16 protein-coding genes are annotated in these 17,317 nt (G+C 65.1%); 3 read left to right on the plus strand and 13 right to left on the minus strand.

Features of this window, described 5'->3' with window-relative positions; genetic code table 11:
- The first annotated feature begins 12 nt into the window (after positions 1-12).
- The gene (locus tag JGU72_RS12970; protein WP_199684293.1) at positions 13-423 is read left to right on the plus strand and encodes a TIGR03618 family F420-dependent PPOX class oxidoreductase; all 411 of its coding nucleotides are present in this window, start codon (positions 13-15) and stop codon (positions 421-423) included.
- Here the strand turns inward: JGU72_RS12970 and JGU72_RS12975 are convergent.
- Positions 420-1,541 carry a M24 family metallopeptidase gene (locus JGU72_RS12975; protein ID WP_199684294.1) on the minus strand — a complete coding sequence of 374 codons (1,122 nt, stop codon included), beginning with the start codon at positions 1,539-1,541 and terminating at the stop codon, positions 420-422. The genes JGU72_RS12970 and JGU72_RS12975 overlap by 4 nt on opposite strands.
- 55 nt (positions 1,542-1,596) lie before the next feature.
- Positions 1,597-3,144 (minus strand): serine hydrolase domain-containing protein, encoded by a 1,548-nt coding sequence (locus JGU72_RS12980; RefSeq protein WP_199684295.1) that lies wholly within the window; start codon positions 3,142-3,144, stop codon positions 1,597-1,599.
- Between the two features lie 135 nt (positions 3,145-3,279).
- Here JGU72_RS12980 and JGU72_RS12985 point away from each other — a divergent pair, with 135 nt between their 5' ends.
- Complete coding sequence (locus tag JGU72_RS12985; protein WP_199684296.1) at positions 3,280-4,221, plus strand: 5'-3' exonuclease; 942 nt, start codon at positions 3,280-3,282, stop codon at positions 4,219-4,221.
- A gap of 61 nt (positions 4,222-4,282) precedes the next feature.
- Here JGU72_RS12985 and JGU72_RS12990 read toward each other — a convergent pair whose 3' ends face one another.
- The 8 genes from JGU72_RS12990 to pafA form a co-directional block, all read right to left on the minus strand.
- A complete protein-coding gene (locus tag JGU72_RS12990; RefSeq protein ID WP_199684297.1) occupies positions 4,283-5,143 on the minus strand; it encodes a DUF4333 domain-containing protein in 861 nt (286 codons plus the stop codon).
- 111 nt (positions 5,144-5,254) lie between these two features.
- Positions 5,255-8,041: a DEAD/DEAH box helicase gene (locus JGU72_RS12995; protein ID WP_199684298.1), complete on the minus strand. Its 2,787-nt coding sequence runs from the start codon at positions 8,039-8,041 to the stop codon at positions 5,255-5,257.
- Positions 7,962-8,879, minus strand: coding sequence for a twin-arginine translocase subunit TatC (gene tatC / locus JGU72_RS13000; protein ID WP_199684299.1), 918 nt, complete (start codon positions 8,877-8,879; stop codon positions 7,962-7,964). Before tatC ends, JGU72_RS12995 begins: the two co-directional genes overlap by 80 nt.
- Positions 8,880-8,945: 66 nt before the next feature.
- Positions 8,946-9,200 (minus strand): Sec-independent protein translocase subunit TatA, encoded by a 255-nt coding sequence (gene tatA, locus JGU72_RS13005; protein ID WP_233531917.1) that lies wholly within the window; start codon positions 9,198-9,200, stop codon positions 8,946-8,948.
- Positions 9,201-9,276: 76 nt separating this feature from the next.
- The gene (locus JGU72_RS13010; RefSeq protein WP_199684300.1) at positions 9,277-10,323 is read right to left on the minus strand and encodes a 2-dehydropantoate 2-reductase; all 1,047 of its coding nucleotides are present in this window, start codon (positions 10,321-10,323) and stop codon (positions 9,277-9,279) included.
- Positions 10,323-11,309: a helix-turn-helix transcriptional regulator gene (locus JGU72_RS13015; protein ID WP_199684301.1), complete on the minus strand. Its 987-nt coding sequence runs from the start codon at positions 11,307-11,309 to the stop codon at positions 10,323-10,325. Before JGU72_RS13015 ends, JGU72_RS13010 begins: the two co-directional genes overlap by 1 nt.
- A complete protein-coding gene (locus tag JGU72_RS13020; RefSeq protein WP_199684302.1) occupies positions 11,306-12,304 on the minus strand; it encodes a helix-turn-helix transcriptional regulator in 999 nt (332 codons plus the stop codon). Before JGU72_RS13020 ends, JGU72_RS13015 begins: the two co-directional genes overlap by 4 nt.
- 54 nt (positions 12,305-12,358) lie before the next feature.
- Positions 12,359-13,717 carry a Pup--protein ligase gene (gene pafA / locus JGU72_RS13025; RefSeq protein ID WP_199684303.1) on the minus strand — a complete coding sequence of 453 codons (1,359 nt, stop codon included), beginning with the start codon at positions 13,715-13,717 and terminating at the stop codon, positions 12,359-12,361.
- Between the two features lie 137 nt (positions 13,718-13,854).
- Between pafA and JGU72_RS13030 the strand changes: the two genes are divergently transcribed.
- Entirely contained in the window at positions 13,855-15,381 is a 1,527-nt protein-coding gene (locus JGU72_RS13030; RefSeq protein ID WP_307828420.1) for a phosphatase PAP2 family protein, read from the plus strand.
- Here the strand turns inward: JGU72_RS13030 and prcA are convergent.
- Genes prcA through JGU72_RS13045 form a run of 3 tightly spaced genes read right to left on the minus strand, consistent with a single transcriptional unit; the run spans position 15,378 to position 17,196 of the window.
- Entirely contained in the window at positions 15,378-16,148 is a 771-nt protein-coding gene (gene prcA, locus JGU72_RS13035; protein WP_199684304.1) for a proteasome subunit alpha, read from the minus strand. The two genes, JGU72_RS13030 and prcA, sit on opposite strands and share 4 nt — an antisense overlap.
- Complete coding sequence (gene prcB / locus JGU72_RS13040) at positions 16,145-17,005, minus strand: proteasome subunit beta (RefSeq protein WP_307828421.1); 861 nt, start codon at positions 17,003-17,005, stop codon at positions 16,145-16,147. The genes prcA and prcB overlap by 4 nt, the downstream gene beginning before the upstream one ends.
- Positions 17,002-17,196, minus strand: a complete 195-nt coding sequence (locus JGU72_RS13045) for a ubiquitin-like protein Pup (RefSeq protein WP_199684305.1) — start codon at positions 17,194-17,196, stop codon at positions 17,002-17,004. The genes prcB and JGU72_RS13045 overlap by 4 nt, the downstream gene beginning before the upstream one ends.
- Positions 17,197-17,317: the final 121 nt, after the last annotated feature.

Consider the following 17,317-nt stretch of genomic DNA (forward strand, 5'->3'; position numbering starts at 1 on the left):
TACCGTCGAGGAATGCTCACCACCCCTGCTGTCGTACTCGAACCGGCCGCGCTCGAGTTCGTGACCGAGCGCCACCTGGCAACGCTGACGACGTTGCGGCGCGACGGAACTCCCCACGTTGTCGCCGTCGGCTTCACGTGGGACCCGGAGGCCGGGCTTGCGCGCGTGATCACCAGCGGTGGTTCACAGAAGGCGCTCAACACGATTCGCGGTGGGTACGCCGCGGTGAGTCAGGTCGACGGAGCGCGCTGGCTTACGCTGGAGGGTCCGGCGAAGGTACACCGCGAGTCGGAGCGAGTCGCGGATGCCGTTGCCCGCTACGCGGTCCGGTACCGGCAACCGCGGGTGAACCCCGCGCGTGTCGTGATCGAGATCGAGGTCGCGCGGCTCATGGGGTCGAGCACCCTGCGGACGCCGCGCTAGACGATGGTCAAGCCGTGCGGACGCACGTTCACGGCTTCACAGCCATCGTCGGTGACGACGACGATGTCTTCGATGCGGGCGCCCCACTCACCCCGGAAATAGATCCCGGGCTCCACACTGAACGCCATCCCCGGACGTAGCTCGAGCGAGTTGCCCGCGACGATGTAGGGCTCCTCGTGTACGGACAGTCCGATCCCGTGCCCGGTGCGATGCACGAACGCGTCGGCAAGACCTGCCTCGGCGAGGATGTCGCGAGCCGCAGCATCGACGGATTCGGCGCTGACACCCGGCCGGACCGCGGCCACAGCCGCAGCCTGCGCGTCTTCGAGTACCGAAAATTGCTTGGCAACTTCAGGACTGGGCTCACCGACGCAATAGGTCCGCGTCGAATCGGAGTTGTAACCGGGTTCGACGGGCCCGCCGATATCGACGACGACGACGTCGCCGTATTCGATCCGCCGGTCCGACACCTCGTGGTGCGGATCGGCACCGTTCGGGCCGGAGCCGACGATGATGAAGGCAGCTTCGGTATGCCCTTCCGCGATGATTGCGGCGTCGATGTCCGCGGCAACCTCGGCCTCGGTTCGCCCCGCAACCAGCCACTCCCCGACTCGTGCGTGGACGCGATCGATCGCTTGACCCGCACGGCGCAGGGCTGCGACCTCTTCGATGTCCTTGATCATGCGCATCTCACGCAGAACGTCGGTCGCCAACGACGGCAACGAGCCGAACGTTCGCGCAAGCGGAACGAGATGGAGCGCGGGCATCGCGTCGGTAACCGCGGTCCGCGCTGCCTTCGGCAGCACCGAAGCCGCAATATCGTGCGGGTTGACGCCGTCCACCCAATCGAGGATGTGCAAGCCGAGGTCGTCAGCTGCCGATCCACGCAAACCCGCGAGCTCGAGCTTCGGCACCACAACCGAAGGCGTCCGGCCGTCGGCCGGGATGACCAGGCAGGTCAGCCGTTCGAACGACTCTGCGCGAGAACCGATCAAGTACCGCAAATCGGGCCCTGGTGTGATCAGCAAGCCGTCGAGTTGGTGTGCCGCCGCCAATTGTGCTGCACGAGCGAGTCGCTGACCGTAGACGCTGCTCGAGAATCGGTCCGGTGAAGTCATGCAGCCCAGCCTAGGCCGTTGCGACGGCGATCGTCCGCTCGGCAAAGGCCGCGCCTCAGCACGCCGGAGACGTGAGCCCGCTGCCGACCACGATCCGACAGGCCCAACCACGACCGATCTTCAGAACACCGTCGACGTACACCAACGGCAGCAGCTCGGGCAACGTCGTTCCGTCGGCGATCTGCACCGCGATCGTTGCCGCGATGTCGCCGTGGTCGAAGTCGGTCACCCGCGTAACTCGCAGTGCCTGGTCTGCTGCGACGAACAAATCGGCGAGCGTGCTGATCAGTTCGGGATCGTGCTCGTCACCGTCGACTTTCAGGACCTTTTCGGACGGGTCGAGATCGGGGTCCAGAGCCTCGCGCAGTTGACCGTCGAGTTCGGTTGCCGTCGGAATCGGCCCTCGACGTGTGGAAGGTGCCGGTGTGCCGTTACCGGGCACAGACTCCGGGTAGAGGGCGCTCACGATCGGCAGCCAGATCGATGACGCATCAGCCGACAGCCCGGCATCCGTCAAGTTGACCGCGACGACCACGGTCGCACGACGTTCGGGCAGGTAGAAGACGAAGTCGCTGTAGCCCGCGACATCGCCGGCGTGGCCGACCCAGTCGCCGATTCGTATGAGGCCGAGCCCGTATTCCAGTCCCCTGGTTGTCTCGTCGGTGAATTGCGTTCTGGCCAGCTGCGTTTCGGGCTTCAGCAGCTCGCCGTCGGCCAACTGCTCCGCGAACTTCGCCATGTCGGAAACGGTGGAGACTATCGCTCCGGCCGTGGAGAACGTATCCGCGGGCGTGCGCTCGGTGACATCCGTGCGCTTACCGGACTCGTACTGGTAGCCGCGGCTGGCAGGGTCGGGAAGGTCGGCGTCGGCGGGAAACGCTGTCTCCGTCAGTCCGAGGTCGTCGATGACGCCGCTTTCGAGGACTTCGCCCACCGGCTTGCCGGTGACCGTCTCCAGCACCAGACCGAGCAGGTAGTACTCGGAATTGGAGTACGCCGTCACCGTATTCGGCGCAACGGCCTTCTCCGGGTTGGCAGCTATGACGCGGAGGGTGTCAGCGGCGGTCCAGTCGGGTTGCGCCGACGGCACGAAGTACTGCTCCGCGAATTCGGGATCGGTCGAGTAGTCGTACACGCCGCCCCGCATACCGAGCAGATCTCTGATTCGTATTTCGGTCCCGTTGGGAATTCCGTCGACATACATGGCCAAGGTGTCGTCGAGGTTCAGTTTTCCGGCGTCGGCAAGCTGCAGAACGGCAGTCGCGGTGAACGATTTCGTCACGCTGCCGATCCGAAAACGATCGTCGACGGTCATCGGACGGTTGGTTGCCGCGTCGGCGATTCCGTATGCGTGCGTGTACTCGCCGAGCTCAGGATCGACCACGCTGACGACCACGCCCGGGATCAATTCGGCGCTCATGCGTGCTTGCACGATTGCGTCGACGGTCGCCGCCAGTTCCGCCGTGGTCGCGTTCGCGCTCGGCATGCCGTACTGGCCGACGGCACCGGACGAGACCAGCGCGGTGACCGCGACGAGAGCAAACAACGTCATCCGACGTGCGCGGTGCCGTGCGCCGGCACGCCGTCGCGCATGCAACTTCATCGAATCGCCCTCCAGCCTCGAAAACTTCAACTCGAAGGGTGGACTGTGTTTCCGGTCGCGTCGATGGGGACAACTACCCATCGCTCGCTCGCACCGCCTGAGTTTCGCGCTGCGCGCTTTGGCAGGATGAATCCCATGAGCGGACCGCTGCTGTTGCTGGATGGTGCAAGTCTCTGGTTTCGGGCGTTCCACGGCGTCCCCGATTCGATAGTCGGACCCGACGGAAAACCCGTGAACGCGCTGCGCGGTTTCACCGACATGGTGGCGCAACTGGTCACGCGGCACTCGCCGACGCGGCTGGTCGTCTGCCTGGATCTGGATTGGCGCCCGCAGTTCCGGGTCGATGCCATTCCGACCTACAAGACTCACCGCCTCGCACCGAACGGCGCTGCCACCAATACCGAAGAAGTGCCGCGCATGCTCACGCGACAGGTTCCGATGATTCTCGATGTGCTGCGAGCCGCGGGTATCGCCACCGCGGGTGCGGATGGCTTCGAGGCGGACGACGTGCTCGGCACACTCGCGTCGCGAGAAAAGACGGACGACGTCGTCGTCGTCAGCGGCGACCGCGACCTGTTGCAGCTGGTCGGCGACGATCCGGTACCGGTCCGCGTGTTCTATGTCGGTCGTGGACTGGCGAAGGCCGAGCTCTACGGCCCGACCGAGGTTGCCGCGAAGTACGGCGTGCCCCTCGAGAACGCCGGTGACGCCTACGCCGATCTAGCCACCCTCCGCGGCGACAGCTCCGACGGCTTGCCGGGGGTCGCCGGAGTCGGTGAAAAGACCGCGTCGGCCCTGATGCTGCGGTTCGGTTCGATCCAACAGTTGCTTGCGGCCGTCGACGATCCGGACAGCGATATCGCCCGCGGTGTGCGCAGCAAACTGGAAAGCGCGCGTGCGTATATCGAAGCGGCGGTCCCGGTGGTCCGCGTCGCACGCGACGCCGAGATCAAGATCTCCGGATCGGACGAACTCGGTCGCGAACCTGCCGACGCTGCCGAGCTGGAGCGGCTCGCTGCAAAACACGGCGCGGAAAGTTCTGTGGCGCGGCTACTTTCGGCGATGCGAAAACGCTGAACCGCTGAACGCACACTGCTCCGCCCGGCAGTGCCGGGCGGAGCAGTGAATTGCCGTCGAGCTACTTCTTGTCTTCGGGCCGGCCGACCGTGTACTCACCGTCGTCGTTGGTGAACGTGATCTTGACGACCTTCTCCGTGTCGTTCACCTTCAGCGTGCACTCGAAGGAGTCGTCCTTCTTGACCTTCTGGTCCGACGGGCAGGAGACATCCGTGATGTCCTCAGCCTGTGCGCCGTAGTTCTCGGTCAGGATCTTGACGACACCGTCCTGCGCCGCCGCCGAGTCGAGCACCTTGGCGCGCAGGAACAGGAAGTACGCCGCTACCAACGCGGCGATGATCAGGACCGCTACACCGATCCCGATGAACAGTCCGGTTTTCTTCTTCTTGGCGCCTGCGGGAGTACCCCCGCCGGCCTGGGGCCACTGGCCGCCGGGCTGCTGCGGGGCCCACGGCTGCGCTTGCGGCTGACCCTCGGGTTGCCACTGTCCACCCTGCGGCTGACCCTCGGGCTGCCACTGCCCGCCCTGGGGACCTTGCTGCCCTGGCCAACCCTGATTCGGCTGTGGCTGATTCGGCTGGGGCCACTGTCCGCCACCGGGCTGCTGACCACCCTGCCACGCCGGCGCCTGCTGCGTCGGAGCGTTCTGCCCACCCCACTGCTGCGTCGGAGGTGCTCCCCACGGCTGCTGACCGGCCGGCGGCTGCTGCCCTGCGGGAGGCTGTTGCCCTGCAGGAGGCTGCTGTCCGGGCGGCGGGCCCCAGCCCTGGTTGGGGTTCTGCGGCTGCTGTGGCGGCGCAGTATTGAAGACTCGGGTGGCCTCGCTGGCCGAATCGTCGCTCGGCGCATCGTTCCCCGGTTGCGGCGCGTTGGGATTCCCCCAACGCTCGTCCGGTCCGCCGGGTCCGCTCGGTCCGCTCATCTCGTCGCCTCCACTCGCATCACACTCGTTCGTTCAACGGCACACAGCCACAACACGTCGGTCCCCCGCAGCGAAACCCGATCGGATGGAATCCAATCACAATCATCACCCCTACGCTGCGTCTACTGCCACAACACCACGCCGAATCGCTTTGACGGCTTTCGCTGCCGCGCCACGAACCTGCGGGTCTTCCGTTGTGTTGTGCAACTGGTCGAGCAGGTCGATCACTTGCCGGCACCATCGCACGAAATCACCGGCAGACAATGCTTTTCCACGATCCCCCGCTGCGATGAGCGCATCCACAAGTGGCTCGCCTCGCGCCCAATTGTAGACGGCCGCAACAAAACCGAAATCGGGGTCCCGTGTCTGCGGCAGTTTGTGGCGGACTTCGTCGGCGCGAATATCGGTCCAGATCCGCAATGTCTGCGTCAGGGCGTGGCGAATCGCTCCGGTCGGGCCCGTTGCCATCGGATAGCCGGCATCCTGCCGGGATTCGAAGACAACACCGGACGCAACTGCGGCGAGTTCGGCAGGGGCCAAACCCGCCCACGCACCCTGCCGCAGGCATTCCGACACCAAAAGGTCACTCTCCGAATAGATTCGGCCAAGCCTGCGACCGTCGTCGGTGACCTCGCCATCCGCGATATAACCTCGCTCGCTGAGCAGGGCGGTGATGCGGTCGAACGTTCTGGCCAGTGAGTTGGTCGTTGTCGCGACCTGCTGTCGCATCGCGTCGGTTTCCCGCGCCAACCGGCTGTACCGCTCGCCGATGCGGCTCAACTCGTCGCGGTTGGGCCAGGTGTGGCACGGATGGCCACGCAGCGCGCGACGCAGCGTCGCAAGCTCGCGATCGTCGGCAGCCTCCGTCCGCCGTTTGCGAGGTCCTCGTGGCGCAACGATGCCCGTGCTCCGCAACGCCGAGGCGAGATCGCGCCGCGTGCGTGCGGTCCGGTGATCGACGTGTCTGGGCAAGCGCAGGCGACCGAGCGATTCGGCGGGAGCCGAGAAGTCGGCGACCGATACCCTGCCTGCCCACTTGTCTTCGGTCAGAACGAGCGGACGTGGGTCCCCGGTATCCCCGTCCGGTTCGAGCACTACAGCAAGCCCCGCGCGCCGCCCGACCGGGATCGAGATCACGTCACCGCGCCGCAACGCTCCCAGGGACTGCGCGGCGGCGCCACGACGGTCGACCCGGCCCTTCTGTTCCAGTTCGCGCTCGCGGCCCCGGATTCGCTCCCGCAGGCCCGCATATTCGAGGTACTCGCTGCCGTCGCCGCCGAGTTGCTCGCGCAGCTTCCGCAGCGTCACCTCGTTGCGTTCGATACCGCGCACGAGCCCGACCACCGACCGGTCTGCCTGGAACTGCGCGAAGGACCGCTCGAGCAACGCGCGCGACTCGGCCGCACCCATCCGGTCCGTGAGATTGATCGACATGTTGTAGCCGGGACGAAACGAGCTGCGCAGCGGGTACGTGCGCGTCGAGGCAAGTCCGGCAACGGCATTCGCGTCGAGGTCCGGATGCCAGAGCACGACCGCGTGCCCCTCGATGTCGATGCCGCGTCGTCCCGCCCGCCCGGTGAGCTGCGTGTACTCGCCGGGTGTGAGGTCCGCGTGTGTCTCGCCGTTGAACTTGACGAGCCGTTCGAGCACAACTGTCCGGGCCGGCATGTTGATGCCCAGCGCCAACGTCTCCGTCGCGAAAACCGCTCGTACCAAACCCTTGACGAACAGCTCTTCGACCGTATGCCGGAACGCGGGGAGCATGCCTGCATGATGTGCGGCCAGACCGCGTTCGAGGCCGTCCCGCCATTCCCAATAGCCGAGTACCTCGAGATCAGCGCGCGGCAGTTCGCCCGTGTGGCGGTCTATGATCGCCGAAATCTCTTCCAGCTGTTCGGGATTGGTCAGGTGCAGCCGCGACCGCAAGCATTGGGCAAGCGCCGCGTCGCAGCCGGCGCGACTGAAGATGAAGGTGATGGCCGGCAGTAGCGCTTCCTCGTCGAGCCGTGCGATGACTTCCGCGCGAGATACCGGCCGATATGCCACCCGGGAACCACCACCGCGGGCACGGCTGCGCGGATCGTCGAAATGGTCGAGAGCGCGCCGCTGTTTGAGGTGGCGGACAAGCTCCTGATCGATCACGAGCTTCGCGTCGGGTCTGCTCGCCTGCGCCTTGGTGTCGAAGAGGTCGAACATGCGCTTGCCGACCAGAATGTGCTGCCACAGTGGCACCGGCCGGTGCTCGTCGACAACGATCGTGGTGTTGCCGCGCACGGTCTCCATCCAGGCACCGAACTCCTCGGCGTTGCTCACGGTCGCCGACAAGCTGACCAGCCGAACATCCTCCGGCAGGTGCAGGATGACCTCTTCCCACACCGCACCGCGGAACCGGTCGGCGAGAAAATGGACCTCGTCCATGACCACGTACGCCAGACCTCGCAACGCAGACGACGACGCGTACAACATGTTTCGCAGCACTTCGGTCGTCATGACGACGATCGGCGCGTCCGAGTTGATGCTCTGGTCGCCGGTCAGCAAGCCGACGTAACCGGGTCCGTAACGCGCGGTGAGGTCGGTGAACTTCTGGTTGCTCAGCGCCTTGATCGGCGTCGTATAGAAGCACTTGCCGCCCTGCGCCAACGCAAGGTGCACAGCGAACTCGCCGACAACCGTCTTGCCTGCACCGGTAGGCGCGCAGACGAGGACCCCGTGTCCAGCCTCGAGAGCAGCACACGACTGCTCCTGGAAAGGGTCCAGCGGAAACCGCAACTGGGTCGCGAACGCCTCTAACTGGGGGCCACGCACCGATTCGGCCACGTCAGAGAGTGTCCGAGAAGTCGTTGGATGCGACGACCGGTTCCGGTGTCTCGATCGGTGAAGCGCGATCGTCGTCCACATCGCTCCATTCCGAGGAGGCCGCCCGGCGGGCCTTACGCTTGTCGTGGATCCGCGACACCTGAATTGCCACCTCGAGCAGCAATGTAAGGGCGAGCGCGAGCGCGAGCATCGAGAACGGATCCTGACCCGGGGTCGCGACTGCGGCGAACACGAACATCGCCATGATCAGCCCGCGACGCCACGACTTGAGCTTCCGGTACGGCAGCACGCCGACAACATTGAGTCCGACGATGAGAAGCGGAATCTCGAAGCTCACACCGAAAATAATCAGCAGATTGATGATGAAGCCGAAATATTCAGCACCGCTCAGCGCGGTGACCTGAACATTGTCGCCGATCGTCAACAGGAAGTGCAGTGCCTTCGAGACGACGACGTAGGCGAGTACGGCGCCCGCAACGAACAGCACGGCCCCCGACGTCACGAACGCGAGCGCGTATCGCCGTTCCTTCGCGTACAGGCCGGGCGTAATGAACGCCCACAGCTGGTAGAGCCAGAACGGGCAGGCCATGACGATCCCGGCGGTGAATCCGACCTTGAACCGCAGCATGAATTGCTCGAACGGGCCGGTCGCGAGCAGGCGGCACGCGCCGTCGTTGCTGAGATCGGCGCGGCTGGAATCAGGGAGAGAACAGTACGGTCCGCGGAGCAGTTCGCCGAGACTCTCCAGGCCGAAGATCTGATGGGAGTACCAGAAGAAGCCCAGAATGCTGGTGATCGTGATCGCCAGCAAAGACAGCAACAGGCGAGTACGCAGTTCATGCAAATGATCGACGAGCGACATGGTGCCGTCGGGATTTGTTCTGCGCTTGCTTCGTCGCGGATCGAACGGGATACGCAAGTGATCTCCAGATCAGCTCTCACCGCCCAGGCATCGGCGTGCCCAGGAATCGATGCAGTCTACGGGCTAAGCCGACCGCGGATCTGCGTTCTCTGTCGACGTTTGCGCAGTAGGCGGCGCCGACGGCGGGAGTTGCTGCGGAGCCGGGTCCGGAGTGGCGTCCTTACTGTCGGACTGCATCTCCTTGACCTCGCTCTTCAGGATCCGCAAAGACCGCCCCAAGCCGCGTGCAGCGTCCGGCAACCGCTTGGAGCCGAACAAAATCACGACCACGAGCAGCACTATCAGCCAGTGCCACCATGACATCGCGCCGGTCATCATCTACCTCCAGGTTCGGTATTCCCGATGCTACCGGACCGTTACGGACACAAAACCCGCCGATGCTGGGAATTCGCTCTCAAACAGCTGTATTCGCGTTGTCCGCGTCACGCGCGGCGAGCAGAGTGCGCAACAACTCTTTCCCCGTCCACTCCCGGCGACCGCCGCTTTCGGCAACCTTGATCAAGGCGGTAAGTCGGGCATTCACCGGCGCAGTCGTACCGACTTTTTCCGCAAGCCGGACGATCTCGCCGCTCAGGTAGTCGATCTCCGTGATCCGGCCACGCTCGAGGTCCTCCCACATCGAGGACCGAGCTACCGGGTCGACGGCAAGGACCTTGCCGGCAACGCGCTTGAACACGACGCTCGGTGCGCCGAGCATTTTGACCATGACGCCCGGCGGGACACCGATGAGCTGGGTCGGCCGAATGTCGGCACGCTTCATGACCTCGAGGGCCTCACCTTGCGCGAGGGCGAGGCAACGGCGGTAGCTGCGCTGGGAAAGCTCCTCGAGCAGCGGCACGTTCGACAGCGCGTTAATCGGGTTGTTGAGGTTGAGCAGAAGCTTGCCCCACTGCGTGGGAACAAGGTCTGCACGGCGCAGCAGCGGCAGACCAGCGTTCCGGAACGGGACCGCGAACCGTTCCAGCTCCGGGTCGTCCTGGGCGATCAACTCCCCTTCGGTGCCCTGATGGAAATGGCCGTTGCCGCGCGGCAGGACATTGAAGGTCGCAATACCGGGCACGACCACACAGTCCGGCAGCCCCCCGCGAAGCACGTCGGCGTTGGAAATGCCGTTCTGGATGCTGATCACAACGGTCCCGCGGCGGAGCAGCGGTTGCAGTATTCGCGCCGCCTCCGCGGTGTCGGCGGACTTGACGGTGACCAGGACGAGGTCCGCACGGTCGGCGTGCACAGGCGCGGTCTCGACGCGGATCTGCGCGGGCAAGGCTCTCAGATCGCTGCCGTGCAGGTCGGTCAGGTGCAATCCGTTCGTCGCGATTTCCTCTGCGATTCTGGGCCTGGCGACCAGCGTGACCCGTGCGCGTGATGCGGCAAGCCTGCCCCCGACGTAACAACCGATACTGCCCGCGCCGAACACACAGATCTCGACGTCGTTGAGCATCACGCCACCCCGACATCACCATAGGCAGCAATCGCCGCGCTCGCGCGGTCCCGCACGACCCGCACCAGGTCCGGCGGGCTGAGAACTTGGATTCCGGAACCGAACCCCAGCACCAATCGCGCCATCCACTCCAGCGTCGCAAACCGCATGGTCGCCTCGATGCTCCCGTCCTCGTTCACTGCGAGCTGATTCATCGGGTAGTGGTCGAACACCCACGCATATTCTTTCGCGATTCTAAGTTTTGCGAGGGGAAGTGCGGGATCGTCGCTGAACAACTCGAGCGAGCTGCGATCCCGGAGGGCGTCGGCGGGCGGGCGGGATCGTTCGGCCAATTCGGTTGCGCTGTCGATTCGGTCGAAGCGGAACAACCGCATGCCCTCGGCCTGGCGGCACCAGGCCTGCAGATAGCTGTGGTTGTCGACGAGGACGATTCGGATGGGGTCGACGATGCGCTCCGACACAGCATCGCGGCTCGCAGAGTAATAGACGAGCTGCAAGGCATGCGAGTGGTCGAGTGCGGACCGGACCGTCGTCGCAAGCGGGTCTTCCAGCGGCGATTCGTCGGGATCGAGCGGAGCGGTTCGAGGGCGCTGGCTGTGCGCAACCAGTGCAGCGCCTGCCGCGTACTCGATCTTCGCCATTGCACCGTGCGCGGCCGACGGATCGACCATTCCGGGCATCTCGACGATCGACCGCAGCGCGACGAGCAGGGCGGTCGCTTCCGTCGACGTAAGCCGCAACGGTCGCTCGATACCTGCCGTGAACGTGACCTCGATGCTCTCCTCGGAAAAAGACAGGTCGATCAGATCGCCCGGGCCATACCCCGGCAGACCGCACAACCACAGCTGACGCAGGTCGTCCATCAACTGCTTGGTCGTGACGCCGAGTTCGCCCGCCGCCTGTTCCGCGGGAATGCCCGGATTGGCGAGAAAGTACGGGACAAGATTGAGCAGCCGCGCGAGGCGGCTGGACAGCCGTGAGGTCATCGGCGGACCTCGCTCGGAGTGCCGACCACTCCGCGTAGCCGGGCGACCACGTCGTCACGTAGCTGTACCGGCTCCAGAACCACCGCGTCCGCGCCGTGTCCGGTGATCGATCGCGCGATCCAGTCCCACGAACGCACGGGGATCTCGAAGACGTTTCCGGGACGGCCCCCTAACTCGCGCTCCCCTTTGTCGGTACCGATGCGGCGCAGTTCGTACGCGCGCCCCGCAGCAACCCAGACAGTTGCGGTGCCGCTGACACCCGCCGAACCCGTGACGGTGTCGACGATCTTGCGGAGATCCACACCATCAGGCTTTCGAACGGCACCCGCGGGACCGAATGCGGCAACGTCGTCGCCGATGCGGGAGAGCCGGAAGGTCCGAACTGCATCGCGATCGAGGTCGTGTCCGACGAGGTACCAGCGGCCGCGGTGTGTGACGACACCCCAGGGCTCGACCCGCCGTTGCCGATACGGTTCGTTCGCTGCGACCCGATGGTCGAACGCGACCGATTGTCCGTTGTCGATCGCGGCAAGGAGCTTGCCCATCGCCGGTTCCGAACCGCGGGTCCGCGCGGGTACTGCCGGCACAGCGGCGGCCGCCGATTCCTGATCCACCTGAACTCCCGCTGCGCGGAGCTTGAGCAGCGCGCTCTGCGCGGCAGATGCAAGCTCGGGTGATTCCCACAACCTGACCGCGATCGCCACGGCCGTGGCTTCCGCGCTCGTCAGATCGATGTCGGGCAGTTCGTAGGCGTCGCGATTGATCCGGTAGCCCTCGACAGTCGAGAACCGCGACGACTGTCCCGTCTCGAGCGGTACTCCGAGATCGCGCAATTCGTTCTTGTCGCGTTCGAACATTCGGCTGAACGCCTCGTAGCTCACCGAATCGTCGTATCCGGCGACACTTTCACGGATTCGCTCCGCCGTCAGGTACTGCCTGGTCGAAAGCAGCGCGATGACAAGGTTCACCAGCCGCTCGACCTTGGAAATCGCCACCCTGACAGAGTAGTTGGCCGGTCGAACTACGGTTGGAACGCCACGTCTACGGCGTCACATCGACGCGATCAGACGCTCCACGCGTTCGTCGACCGAGCGGAACGGGTCCTTGCACAGCACCGTGCGCTGGGCCTGGTCGTTCAACTTGAGGTGCACCCAGTCCACCGTAAAGTCGCGGCCGGCAGCCTGAGCAGCGGTGATGAAGTCACCGCGCAGCTTGGCACGGGTCGTCTGCGGCGGCGTATTGACCGCGTCGTCGACGGCGTCGTCCTCGGTGACCCGCTTGGCCAAGCCCTTCCGCTGCAGGAGATCGAACACACCACGACCGCGCTTGATGTCGTGATACGCCAAGTCGACCTGCGCAATCTTCGGATCGGACAACTCCATGCTGTAGCGATCCTGGTAGCGCTGGAACAGCTTGCGCTTGATCACCCAGTCGATCTCGGTATCGACCTTGGCGAAGTCCTGTGCCTCGACGGCGTCCAGAGTGCGACCCCAGAGGTCGAGCACCATGTCGATCTGCGGATCCGCGTCACGCGTCCGGACGTGGTCGACAGCGCGTGCGAAGTACTCACGCTGAATATCCAGCGCACTCGCCTGCCGACCACCGGCGAGGCGAACCGGGCGGCGGCCCGTCAGGTCATGGCTGACTTCGCGAATCGCGCGGATCGGGTTGTCGAGCGCGAAGTCCCGGAAGGACACCCCCGCCTCGATCATTTCGAGCACCAGCGCGGCGGTCCCCACCTTCAGCATCGTCGTCGTCTCGGACATGTTCGAGTCGCCCACGATGACGTGCAAGCGACGGTACTTCTCGGCGTCGGCATGGGGCTCGTCGCGAGTGTTGATGATGGGCCGGGAACGTGTCGTCGCCGACGACACGCCTTCCCAGATATGTTCGGCGCGTTGCGACAGACAGAAGGTCGCGGCCTTCGGCGTCTGCAGCACTTTGCCTGCACCGCAAATCAGTTGGCGCGTGACAAGGAACGGCAGCAGGACGTCGGAAATACGGGAGAACTCACCGGCGCGGACGACGAGGAAGTTCTCGTGACAACCGTAAGAGTTGCCAGCAGAGTCGGTGTTGTTCTTGAACAGGTAGATATCGCCGCCGATACCCTCTTCCGCGAGCCGCTGCTCGGCGTCGATCAGCAGCTCTTCGAGGACGCGTTCGCCAGCGCGGTCATGCGTGACGAGCTGTACGAGCCCGTCGCATTCTGCGGTCGCATACTCCGGATGCGAACCGACGTCGAGATACAGCCGAGCGCCGTTGCGCAGGAACACGTTGGAACTACGCCCCCACGACACAACTCGGCGGAACAGATAGCGGGCGACCTCGTCCGGGCTCAAGCGCCTGTGCCCATGAAAGGTGCAGGTGACACCGAACTCGGTCTCGATCCCCATGATTCGTCGCTGCACACTTCGACAGTACAACCAGCGCGCACGCTTGGAAGTCGGCACGCAACAAACCTGGTTGCATTTTGCTCACCCGATATAGGACCCGGCGTCGCTGGGCAGGGTGCATAGTCGAACGCGGCGTTGGGTAAGTATTGGATGTGCGGGGGGTGCCCGCGTTTGCCGCGACGATCGGAGCAGTCACGAAAACCAGGAAATCCCGCCGCTTCCGCGCGCTCGGCGACCGGTTGGCGCTGCTCGACGACCTGCTCATCGATCGCAGCGCGCGCATTCCGCCCACCAACGTGGACCGATCGCTGGTTCTGCTGACGACCGCAGCGAATCACAGCGCCCTGTGGGCCGCTGTTGCGGGCGCGCTCGCTGTCTCCGGCCGACGTAACCGGCGCGCTGCCGTTCGCGGCTTACTCGCTATCGGTAGTGCCAGCCTCGTTGCGAACGGCATTGCCAAGCCACTGTTTCCACGGCGACGACCGCCGGACGAATCGGTCCCGTTCGTCAGACGACTGCTGAAGCCGCCGGTGTCCTCCTCGTTCCCGTCCGGCCATGCCGCGTCCGCTGCGGCGTTCGCCACCGCGGTCGCAATCGAATCCCCCGTGGCTGGAGCCGTTGTCGCTCCGCTCGCCGCAGCTGTGGCGTACTCCCGCGTCCATGTCGGTGTGCACTGGCCGTCCGACGTCGTCGTCGGCGCGGCACTCGGCGCTACCCTCGCACTAGCGACCAGACGCTGGTGGGCCGTGCGCGACGACGAACCAGCCACCCTCGGACCGCAGGTCGAGGTGGCCGCCCAGCCTGGCGGGGCGGGTCTGCTCGTATTCGTCAACCCTGCCGCAGGAAACGGCGACGGGGTCATCGCCGACGACGTGCGCGAGTTGCTGCCCGAAGCGACCCTTGTCGAACTCGACGTCGACGCAGACATCGTCGATCAACTCGACCGGGCGACCAAGGAACACTCGCCTGCCGCCATCGGCGTCGTCGGCGGCGATGGGACCGTCCTCACAGTTGCGAAACATGCGGTCCGGCTGGGACTTCCGTTGGCGGTGTTCTCCGGCGGCACGCTCAACCACTTCGCCCGGGACGCCGGCGTCGAGGAAGCAGACACGACCGCGCGCGGAGTTGCCGGCGGCTACGCGGTGACTGTCGACGTCGCGAGCGTGGAGATCGACGGTGCCGAAGGTGAACCGTTCGTCAACACCGCAAGCCTCGGTGGCTACCCGGACGTGGTCCGGCTACGCGAGAAATGGGAGCCGCGATTCGGCAAGTGGCCGGCTGCGGCGTTGGCGATGATTCGCGTCCTCGGCCAGGCCGAGCCGTTGGCTGTGCACATCGACGGTGTACCGACTGCGATCTGGATGTTGTTCGTGGGCAACGGGCGCTACAGCCCCTCGGACAAGGTGCCGATGTCGCGCCCGGATCTGCACAACGGGACCTTGGACGTTCGCTATCTGCTCGCGGACATCCCCTTCTCGCGAACGAGGCTCATCGGTGCAACGCTCGCCGGAACGCTGGCCGAGTCGAAGACCTACCTACATCGGACCGTCGAGAAGCTCGAAGTCCTCGTCGACGGCTCCGCTGTCGGACTGGCGACCGACGGAGAAGCTCCCCACAGCGGTCGCCAGTTCCAGTTCGCCAGCCGACGGGGAGCGCTGACCCTGTTCCACGAACCCTAGGTCGCGGAAGGACCCTCGCTGTCCGTGCTGTCGTCGGTTGTCGTCTCTACGGCCGCCGCCGGCGTCAGTACGGATTCGAGTGCAGCGCCGTTGATCCGGCGGAAAGCGCGCCGCGGGCGGGTCTGTTCGAGGACAGCCACTTCCAGCGCCGAAACGCCGATCGTTCGCTTTTCCTTGTCGGTGCTCTCGGCGACTCCGGCTTGCAGCGCCGCGACGGCGATCCCGATGCCGGCGTCCAAGCTGAGACCCTGCTTGTAGGAGCCCTTCAGCGCGGTCAGGATCGGCTCGGTCGTACCGCCCATGACGACGTACTCGCGCTCGTCGACGATCGAGCCGTCGTAGGTGATGCGATAGAGCTGCGGCTGCTTCGGATTCTCCGGATAGCCGACCTCAGCAACACAGATCTCGACCTCGTACGGCTTGAGCTGATCGGTGAAGATCGCGCCGAGGGTCTGCGCATACGCGTTCGCCAACGTCCGGCCTGTGACGTCCCGCCGGTCGTATGCGTATCCGCGGGTGTCGGCATGCACGATCCCCGCTCGCCGCAGGTTCTCGAACTCGTTGTACTTGCCGACCGCGGCGAAGCCGATGCGGTCGTACAACTCGCTCACCTTGTGCAACGCGGTGGACGGATTCTCGGCGACGAACAGCACGCCACGGTCGTAGGTCAGCACCACGACGCTTCGACCGCGGCCGATGCCCTTGCGCGCCAGTTCCGAGCGATCGCGCATGATCTGCTCGGCAGACGCGTAATACGGCAAGGTCATCGTGCTGTACCTTCCTGTTCCGTCCGGTCGGCAATAACGGCACGCGCAACTTCTTCGGCGCGATCCCCCGAAATTTCGACTGCACCGTCGGCCGTGATGTACACCGCCGCCGGGTAGATCCGGCGGGCCAGGTCGGGTCCGCCCGTTGCCGAGTCGTCGTCGGCCGCGTCGTAGAGGGATTCGACCGCGACGCGCAGGGCCTCGTCGACCGTCAGGCCCGGCCGATAGAGCTTCTTGATCGCAGACTTCGCGAACATCGAGCCCGATCCGACCGCGTGGTAACCCTTTTCCTCGTTCCGGCCGCCGACCACGTCGTAGGAAACGATGCGGCCACCGTTGCTGGGGTCGGGATCGGACGTGTCGTAGCCGACGAGCAGCGGAATTGCCGCGAGCCCCTGCATCGCCGCAGGCAGATTGCCACGCACCATCGAGGAGAGCTTGCTTGCCTTGCCGTCGAAGGTCAGTGGAATGCCTTCGATCTTCTCGTAATGCTCGAGTTCCACGGCGAACAGCCGAACCAACTCGATCGCGATTCCGGCAGTCCCCGCGATGCCCGCCGCCGAGTACTCGTCGGTGACGTAGACCTTCTGGACGTCGCGATTGGCGATCAGGTTACCCATCGTCGCGCGCCGGTCACCGGCGAGCAGTACGCCGCCGGCGAAGGTCAGCGCGACGATCGTCGTCCCGTGCGGCGCGATATCGACGGCTGACGGCGCGTCGGATCGACTGAAGCGGTTGACGGGCAACAGTTCCGGAGCATGCAGCCGCAGGTGTTCCGATAGCGACGAGAGGTTGGACCCGAGGTGCAACCCGGAACTGAAACCGATCGACGGAAAGCCGGAGCCGTCCTGTGTCACTGGCCGCCCTTCTGCACGTAGGCGCGAACGAAGTCCTCGGCATTCTCCTCGAGCACGTCGTCGATCTCGTCGAGCAGGTCGTCGGTTTCCTCGGCGAGCTTCTCGCGACGTTCCTGGCCCGCACTGCCGTCGCCGACCGGACCCTCGTCCTCGTCGCCGCCACCGCTGCGCTTGGTTTGTTCCTGCGCCATAGCAGCCGACCTCCTAATTACCGTGCATTCGCAAATGCAACTCTTGTCTGACGTATCGAAACTCGTCTGGTCGAGCTGCGAAACGACTCTGGACCTCAACCCTACCGATCTGGACCGCCAT

Source organism: Antrihabitans auranticaus (assembly GCF_016481275.1).
GTDB lineage: Bacteria > Actinomycetota > Actinomycetes > Mycobacteriales > Mycobacteriaceae > Antrihabitans.